Genomic DNA, 1,989 nt, shown 5'->3' with positions numbered 1-1,989 from the left:
GCTGATTGAGCAATTCAGTGGTCAAATCTTCCAATTCCAGCAACGTGTCGATGCCTGAATTAACCCTAACCTGAGCAACGTCATCCAGCAAGTTATGTTCGTCCAGGTGACGCACAATAGTATTGATAAACTCAGAGTTATTAGCCGAGAACATTTGTTGCAGTTCAGTCATACTCTTAGTTCCGTCCATCAGAGAGATGAACTTCTTTAAGATTTTTCCTGATTGACTGTTAACCTGAAACGCGAAATCTCGACCATCCTGAGAAAAAATCAGCTGATCTTGATAGTAGTTAACCTTACAGGCTAATTTGGGACGAAGCACTGAAGGCTGTTGTGGTTTTTTATCCTGAAATTTCCCCTGGGATAACTCTGGTTCTAAAACTGAGGTGACTGTAGAATCTTCCTGGAGAGGGGGAAGGGTATACTTAGACATCGACTGACTCCCTGATCAGAACGTTAGGTAATAGTTATACTGATTTGATTGCTCAAACCTTCACTCCTAAAGTTACTATTCAGCAGTGAAGGTATTTGGTCAAAAGAGTTTACAGGATTACAGGGCTACATGGGTAGGTTTTGAAAATGATAGTTTTAGTTCCTCCAGTAGTGGGAAAGCAATTACAGCTCTTTTGTACTGAAAATACTGGCCCAATAATACGTCCTCCCATAGCCTGTTCAAGCTCATCATTACTCAGTTCGTTCATAAAACTTTCAGAATCGTTGAACAAGTCAGCGCCAGTGGGTTTGATGTCCTTAACTTTAATCTTGGCCATTTTAATTTTACTCCAATAAACGGTTGTGGTTGATTAGAAATCAATTAGCCATGTTTGATTCCTGCTTTTTATCCTACTTATATCAATTTAAATTTTCTACTTTTTATCCAGTTTATTGATGCTAAATTAAAAACACTTTTGTCATTAAATTAGATGTAGTTACCTTCCGCTAAACCTATTCATAGCTCACAAGTAACCTCTTATAGTTAACCTCTCGCTAATTTACCGAATCAACTAAAACATTTATGTCCACAAAACTAGTGGAGCTGAGAAAAACCATAAAAAAAAGCCCAAGACTACTCTTGGACTAAAAGACTAAGATTAGTTTCTACCAGTAATTGGCTAAGGCACTTTCGTCCTAGGTTGATACAGTCAACATTTCCCCTCTTGTGATTAAATTAACAAAGGAACTGCCTCGGCTCCGACCGTATCCAGTTCGCCAGGTTCGACGGGGATTAACTCAAACCCAGCATCCAGAATTCCAGAGTAGTTTGCGATCGCCTCCAAGGCATTGGAGCAGGGAGCAGGGAACAAAATAAATTCTGATAATTTTTTATCTCTGTTTGAATCATACTTGGATTACTTGAGTTTGTTGAGTTTTTGCCTAATTTATTAATGTCATAAGCAAACCTTTTTTGTCATAAAGTTATATGTAGTTAGAGCAAATTGGCTTAGGTAAAAAGTCGTAAGTTTTAGGGAGTAGGGAGCAGGGAGTAGGGAGTCGGGAGTCGGGAGTCGGGAGTCGGGAGTCGGGAGTAGGGAAAAAAGTCTGTGTACCTCATAGTTATGAACAACCCTTTATGTCTAATTTAGTAAATAAACTAAAACAGTTATGTCCACAAAACTAGTCGAGCTGATAAAAACGATAAAAAATAGTCCAATACTACTCTTGTAATACAAGATTAAACTTATTTAATCCCAGTTCGACGAAGGAAAAAATAGTTTATAGTAAAATCACCGAAAAATCTAAATTTCGATATAAGGCATAAGTGTAATTTTTATGTCATACTTTAATAGTTTTATTTTTTTTTTAAATGATAGCTTATTAGTAGAGTTTTAATTTTAGTTTAAAACTCTAGTCACAATAACAAAGGACACAGAATAAAATGGCTAACATTCACATCAAGCAACTTCAATCCAGTGAATCAAACCTGGTCGGTTTTCCCGAAATCGAAGATTTAATCGGTAGTGCAGTAGAAGGGGCGATCGCCCGGCGTCA

At 37.5% G+C, this 1,989-nt stretch carries 3 protein-coding genes; all 3 read right to left on the bottom strand.

The features are described from left to right. A partial coding sequence (locus F6K49_RS44215) for a hypothetical protein (protein WP_293108257.1) occupies positions 1 to 433 on the bottom strand: 433 nt, incomplete at its 3' end. 109 nt (positions 434 to 542) lie between these two features. Further along, positions 543 to 770 carry a hypothetical protein gene (locus tag F6K49_RS44210; protein WP_293062023.1) on the bottom strand — a complete coding sequence of 76 codons (228 nt, stop codon included), beginning with the start codon at positions 768 to 770 and terminating at the stop codon, positions 543 to 545. Between the two features lie 393 nt (positions 771 to 1,163). After that, positions 1,164 to 1,304 carry a hypothetical protein gene (locus F6K49_RS44205; RefSeq protein WP_293062021.1) on the bottom strand — a complete coding sequence of 47 codons (141 nt, stop codon included), beginning with the start codon at positions 1,302 to 1,304 and terminating at the stop codon, positions 1,164 to 1,166. Positions 1,305 to 1,989: the final 685 nt, after the last annotated feature.

The organism is Moorena sp. SIO3I6, from assembly GCF_010672095.1.
The sequence above is the reverse complement of the archived record's forward strand: the minus strand, read 5'-3'. Positions and strand labels throughout refer to the sequence as shown.

What these genes read in the sequence shown, in the direction of transcription:
- F6K49_RS44210 (WP_293062023.1), bottom strand. Translation starts at nt 770, where the DNA reads ATGGCCAAGATTAAAGTTAAGGACATCAAACCCACTGGCGCTGACTTG.